Origin of the sequence: Anoxynatronum buryatiense (assembly GCF_900182905.1) — a bacterium.
Taxonomy (GTDB): domain Bacteria; phylum Bacillota; class Clostridia; order Peptostreptococcales; family Tindalliaceae; genus Anoxynatronum; species Anoxynatronum buryatiense.
In genome coordinates, this window is the sequence record NZ_FXUF01000024.1 from 26,452 (window position 1) to 33,008 (window position 6,557).

The 6,557-nt window shown below is 53.8% G+C and carries 4 protein-coding genes and 1 pseudogene; 4 read left to right on the plus strand and 1 reads right to left on the minus strand.

Going from position 1 to position 6,557, the window contains the following annotated elements:
• Positions 1–20: 20 nt before the first annotated feature.
• The 4 genes from QOL74_RS17870 to QOL74_RS17885 all read left to right on the plus strand — a co-directional run bounded on the left by QOL74_RS17870 (position 21) and on the right by QOL74_RS17885 (position 5,838).
• The gene (locus tag QOL74_RS17870; RefSeq protein WP_283410869.1) at positions 21–251 is read left to right on the plus strand and encodes a hypothetical protein; all 231 of its coding nucleotides are present in this window, start codon (positions 21–23) and stop codon (positions 249–251) included.
• Between the two features lie 580 nt (positions 252–831).
• Positions 832–1,632, plus strand: coding sequence for a LytR/AlgR family response regulator transcription factor (locus QOL74_RS17875; RefSeq protein WP_283410870.1), 801 nt, complete (start codon positions 832–834; stop codon positions 1,630–1,632).
• Positions 1,629–3,923 carry a peptidase gene (locus QOL74_RS17880; RefSeq protein ID WP_283410871.1) on the plus strand — a complete coding sequence of 765 codons (2,295 nt, stop codon included), beginning with the start codon at positions 1,629–1,631 and terminating at the stop codon, positions 3,921–3,923. The genes QOL74_RS17875 and QOL74_RS17880 overlap by 4 nt, the downstream gene beginning before the upstream one ends.
• Positions 3,916–5,838, plus strand: a complete 1,923-nt coding sequence (locus tag QOL74_RS17885; protein WP_283410872.1) for an ATP-binding protein — start codon at positions 3,916–3,918, stop codon at positions 5,836–5,838. The genes QOL74_RS17880 and QOL74_RS17885 overlap by 8 nt, the downstream gene beginning before the upstream one ends.
• A 385-nt stretch (positions 5,839–6,223) precedes the next feature.
• Here the strand turns inward: QOL74_RS17885 and QOL74_RS17890 are convergent.
• Positions 6,224–6,557, minus strand: a pseudogene (locus QOL74_RS17890) (hypothetical protein); the annotation flags it as partial.

Consider the following 6,557-nt stretch of genomic DNA (forward strand, 5'->3'; position numbering starts at 1 on the left):
TTTTGGGGATAGGGAATCGCATGCGCAAACATACTGTTGATGAAATGCTTCATGCTGTTGATCAGGTTCTTAATGCTGTTGATGAAATACTTGCTGCTGTTGATCAGGTTCTTAATGCTGTTGATGAAATACTTGCTGCCATTGATCAAATTCTTAATAATGAAGACAAGGGATCTGGTGAGAGGCAACCTCAGGAGTCTTATTGGAGCTTTCCGATCTATTCAGATCTTTCAACTTCCGTTAATCGCTGAGATGGAAGACGCAGGGCTTTAACTTCGTCGCTGTTGTCGGTAATCTTGCCTTATGCTACCTGTCGCTGTTGTCGGCAATCTTGCCTTATGCTACCTCTGATACCCGAAATGGCCGCTTGTTATTTCATTGTTTTGTGATGCTTACTTCTGAAATACGATTCATTCTTCATTGCTCCTTGGTTGTTTTCAAAGGCGGCTCGGCCATTACTTTTCAATTTTCTGAGAGCTGGGCGGATTTGTTTCTAAAGCTGGAAAGAAAAAGACCGCCATTTGCCTTCATCTGTTTGAAGACGAAGAAAGACTGCTTCACTGAAATACCAACTCAGGCGACTTTGTTCAAAAATATGAAACCGACGAATCATCAATACTCATATGTGGACCACCGGAAAAGCAAGTGACATCTCTATCTGAAACACTCCTTTTTGCCACCATTTATGATATAGTATTGTATGGAAAAATGCGTCTTCGTCTGCCTTAGCATCTGTGTATGCTTTTGTTCGTATTCATTGATTCATTGATTCATTGATTGATGGGTCGGGTCCATGTCAGTATAGATCCATGCCCGCATGTATCCCTGTCAGTGTGTGTAAAGGAGGGACTCCCCATTAAAGCCGCCATCGTCGACGACCTGGCCGCTGAGCGCCAGCAGCTCTGCCGCCTGTTGAAACAATATGAAGCAATGCCATTGGAAGAAGCATCCCTGAATGTCACTGCCCGCGCAGCGTCTGCCAAGCAACCGCCCTTCATCCAAGTCAGTGAGTTTGACAGCGGCAGCGCACTGTTGCGGGAGTACACCCCTGGCATCTTTGATGTGGTTTTTATGGATATTTTTATGAATGATGAAAATGGGGTGGACTGTGCCTTGCAGCTGCGTCAGATGGATCCCCATGTCAATCTCGTTTTTCTTACCACCAGCGCTGAATTCGGCGTAAAAAGCTATGATGTGCGGGCGGCGGATTACATCGTCAAACCTGCCACAATGGAAAAACTCTCCCGGGCACTGGGGTACTGCCAATTGGCACCAACGGCCAATGAACCCACCATCACGGTAACGGTCATGAACCAGCCCCTTGACATCGCCCTTCACCTCATTCTGTATGCCGATTACTCAAACCGCTCTGCCTGCATCCATTTAATGGATGACCTTGTGTTTGTAACCGGCAAGTTTACGGCTCTTGCTGACCAGCTGACGGCTTATCCCCAGTTTATGAGCTGCTTTAAGGGCATTGTGGTGAACCTGAAAGCAGTGAAAGAGCTATGCACGGATTACCTGGTGCTGACAAACGGCGAACGCCTGCCTGTCAGCCGACGCCTGTACCGCCAGGTTCAACATCAACGGTTAAGTCTTTCCGCTGGTGCACTTCGGGAGGTGAGCTTATGAAACTTTTTCCCTTCTTGGTAGCCCTTCTGTTGGTGGTGGGCAGCTTGCTAAGTCCCGTTGCCTGGGCTCATGACGCTCCTCCGGCAACCCTTTCTGAATCAACCATTTCCTCCCATGATGTGCTTGATGCCCTTGAAGAAAATACTGAAATTGAGGAAGTTGAGGAAGTTGAGGAAGTCAGTGAGACTCCCCAAAATTCAGGTGATGCTGAAAACCCTGAAGCTACTCTTGATCCCGAGAATCCAGAGAATCATCTTGAACCCGGAAGTCCAGAAGAACATCTTGATGCTGATGACGCTGAAGCTGGTCTTGATCCTGATGATGCTGAAAATAGCCCTGATCCTGAAAATCCTGAAGCTGATCTTGACCCTGATGCCTCTGAGAATAGCCTTGATCCTGATGATCAGCTGCCTGAAGAAGCCAATCCGGCTGGCGAGATGATCGACCCGTCTGCTCTGGCTGGCACCCTGATGGCCGACCCCATTAAACTCGTCGCTTTTGATGAGCCTTACCCCGCCGATGCCGTGGCCTTTGCCCTGGGCACTTCTCAGGAGACTCTCACCGACTGGTTTGCCGGGATCGCTGACGGCTTTTTCGGCTATGACGAAGCGGGCAACGACTATTACCTGCCCTCAGGCACCTGGTCTGTAAGTGCCATCAACACCAGCGTCGCCGGTGTGTACACTGCCTGGGCAGAGCCTGACCTTGAATCCACCTATGTGCTGGCTGAAGGCGTCGCCCTTCCCCGGCAGCTGTCTTATGTTTCCATTCAGGCCACCGGAGCGCCGGACCTGAATTGCTTTGTGGCAGCCCGTGGGTTTCTGCGGTTTCCCTGGGTGCTTTCACCGGAACAGCAGCAACCGCATCAACTGGATCAGTTTGTTCCCTGGCTGCGCCAGGATCAGGAAGAATGGACCAGCCTCACCGAGGGCTTCTGGGTAACGGAGGACTATTTTCAGCTATCCCAGCATCTTTTAGACCAGGGAAGCACCTACACCCTTCAGGTGGATTACCCCGGCGGACAAACCGGTATTCTTTCGTTTCTTTATGACGAAACACTGATGATCATTGACTATTCCGGTGGGGACCGGGATGGGGGGGACGTGGGGGGCAGCGGCCCTGGAACAGGCTCGCAGCCTGGCCCCACACCACCGCCTGTCTCCGGCGATGGTTCCAGCACTGATGGTGGCGAGAATGCCGGCCATGGTGATGACAATACCCCACCTGACGATTCTGCGGCAGCACCGACGACACCTGACGCCGATTCGGCTACCCCGTCACCGGTGCCGCCTGCCCCTCCATCAGAGGATCCGGGAACTGCCACTGAAAAAAAACCTGCCGCCCCACCGTTAACCAACGGAAATGCCGCCGCCCAGACCACATCAATGCCGTCGACGGCAGGGTTTTTGGCATTCTCCCGCTCCATGCTTTCTTTCGATATCCTGGAACTGCTGCACAAAGGCAGCACGGCTTCATCGGCAGCAGTGCATGCAGCTGCTCCCACAGAACCAGCTTCCGCCGCTGAAAAAGGCTTCTTTGAGAACGTAGGGGCTTCCCCTGCCGACAATACCGAAACACAGGCTTTCATTTCAGGTGATTTGCCGGAGATTACTTCCCGTCAGGCTTCTGACGAAACCTCTGAACAGATCTCAGCAGTGCTATCACCCTCAGCATCCCCACCGTTAACACCACGTGATGACCAGCCTTCAACCGCTCTTGCAGGCCAGCTCCCAGAACCTGTTCCTTCACCGGCCTCTGCCCCTGTCATGGAGTCTTATTCTCCCACCCAAACAGTGATTTCAGGGCTGCGTCTTCGAGACCTTTTGGAAGATGAGGAAACGGTGGTTTTTGGAACCAGGGTGCTGACGGTGAGCATTCCCAGTGAGGTGCTGCAGGCATTTGACCTGGCTTTCACCGACACCCTTTCGGTCACCCTGACCCAGCCGGCACCACATCAGATCTTCATTGGCATTGAAGCTGGCGGTGCTGCTGTCACAGCCATTCCGGAAACCGTGGTGCGCCTGGAGTACCCCCTCCCGTCTCCCTACGCTGTGCCCACCATTCAGCATGAAGCCGGTTTCCCCGTCTCCCAGGTGGCCCATGACGGCGAGTTTCTCAGCTTTCCCATCGACACCGCCGGCACCTATCTGCTGAGTTCGCCTCACCTTTCAGCAGATACCGGTACCACCCCGGCAAAAAACCTGCCGCCCCTGGTGCCCCTTTCGGGAGGATTGCTGCTGTCTGGAAGCGGCCTGGGCCTGACCTATTTCATGAGGCGCCGCCATGGTTAAACGCCCCTTTCCCCTGGAAAAACCCTTGTTATGGCTGTTGACACTCCTGCTTTCATCCGCCTTGTTTGTGACGTTGTACCGGGTAGACAATAAATATACCACCACCGCACCCCAGGCCATTAATGGGGTGCTGTATGTTTCAGAAAATGACTGGACAGACACCCCCATCCGCTATCTTCGGGACGGCTGGCGCTATTACCCGGACCGCCTGTTGACACCGGAAAGCCTGCCGCTTCAGGGAGACAGCTATTTTCACCTTTCCATTGGCGAAAAAACCACTTTTGCCCTGGGAAGCCCCCACCGGTCACCCCGGGGCAGTGGCAGTTATGCCATGACCCTCCACCTGCCGGAAACGGTGCAGACCTACGCCCTTGAACTGCCCGAAGTCTATGCCGCCTACCGGTTTTATGTCAATGACCAACTGCGGCTGACAATGGGGCAGCCTGACCCGGAAGTCTATGAGGATCAAACCCAGTGCCGCATCATCACCTTCGAGGCCTCCGGCAAAGTGACCCTGCTGCTGGCAGCCACCAACCATTCCTGGATCTACAGCGGGCTGGTGTATCCCCCTGCCTTTGGAGACCCGCTGCATGTCACCACCCTGCGGGGGCTTCGATTCGGCCTTTCCCTCATTCTCATGACAGTGATGGGACTCTTGGCTGCTTTCAGCCTGTATCTGGCTGTGCGCATTCGCCGCCGCAACCATGTGTGGCTGTTTTTCATGCTCTGCCTGGCAACGGCGATGCTCACCTCTTACCCGGTGGTACACGGCATCTTGCCGCTGCCGGTGCAGCCCTGGTATACCCTTGAACTGGTCAGCGGTTATCTGGTCACCCTGTTGGTGATCCTGCTTCACAACCGCATTTGCCAAACCGGCTCCCGGGCCCGGCTGGTGAGCAGCTGGGCGGCGGGCCTTGTTTGTGTGCTGGCCCTTGTTTACGGTTTGGGAGCCTCTTACCTGTCATTACCGCTGATGCAGGGCTTTTCAGGACTGGTGCAGGCCTTCAAGTGGCTCACCGCCGGGTATCTGCTGTTCACCGCCGCCCTGGCCGTTGGCCGGCAAACCAAAAGCGCTTCGGTGCTGTTCTATGCAGACAGCTTCTACGCCAGCGCCCTGATTTGGGATCGCCTGCTGCCTCATTACGAGCCCATTGTGGGTGGGTGGTTTCAGGAATGGGGCAGCTTGAGTCTGGTGTTGGCCATTGGCGTGGTAATGGGGTATGAAGTGATGATGGGATACCGCCACAGCCTGGTTTATGCCGAAGAACAGCGGCAAATGAAGCGCCAGCTGGCCATGCAGGTGGCCCACTTGCAGCAGGTGAACCAAAAGGTGGAAGAAAGCGCCCGGCTGCGCCATGACTTCCGCCACCATCTGCGCACCCTGATGACCCTGGCCCGGGAGGGACACAGCCATGCCCTTGAAAGCTATCTTCAGGGAATCACCGAAGTCAGCGAAGGCATTCACATTGACCGCCTCACCGAAAACATTGAACTGGACGCACTGGTACAGTATTATCGTCACCTTGCCCAGTCAGCGGGAATTCAGTTCCAATCTCGACTTTCCCTGCCGGCAGTGCTGACCTTTCCCATTGTTGACCTGTGCGGCCTGCTGGGAAACCTGCTGGAAAATGCCGTGGAAGCCTGCCAACGCCAACAGACCGGCGACAAAATCATTTTCATTGCCGGTCGCATTCGGGATCAGCAGCTGGAATTGGTGGTGGATAACACTTTTGAAGGGGAAATCAGAACCTTCGGCGGAAAATACCTGTCTTCCAAACGGAATGAGGTTGGATTGGGAATTGCTTCCGTTCTTGAAACCGTGGAACGGTATGCCGGCGTCATCAATCTGTATACCGATGAAAAGGGCTTTCACGCAGAACTGTCGCTTCCCCTGAACGTTGAATCTCCTCAATAATCTGGTGGCATCAGCATCCATCTGTGTCCCACGAACAATACCACCGACGGCTGATTTTCAGCGAACACAAAAAAGCCTGCCCTTGAACTCAGGGGCAGGCCAGACTGTAGACAAAGTAAGATGAAGACAAGGGATTTGGTAAAGGACAGCCTTGAAAATCTTGTCAGTGTTTTTTCGAAAAGATGAGAAAACCGCCAGCGCCTGCTGTTTGAGCGCAGCGAGTTCTGGCGCTGTTTTCGAGACTTTCGACTAAAAACACACAAGATTGGAGTCAGCTGCCCTGGCTAAATCCCTTTGTCTTCAACCTCAGCCTGCCCTTGAACTCAGGGGCAGGCTTTTGATTGTTTTTTGGGGCAGATCCTTCGGGCTTTGAGGCCCCCTAATTTCAGCTTGTCGTTCTCACACCGTTTTCATCCACCTCATACCCGTCGATAACGGTGTTTCTGGCGAGGGTGCCGTCGGGGTGGAAGTAATACCATTTGCCTTCCACTTCAAGCCACTTGCCGGTTACCAGGAGGCCTTCGCCGGTGAAGTAGTAGGTGGTGTGGTTGCCGCTGGTTTCCATGTCTTTCCAGCCCACCACCAGGGTCTTGCCTGCGTAGTATCTTCGGTTGCTGCCGTCTTTCACCCAGCCGGTTTTCAGGGTGCCGTCGGTGTTGAAGAAGTACTTGACGCCCTGGATGGTCTGGGAGCCGGTGAGGGCTTTGCCGTCTTGGTAG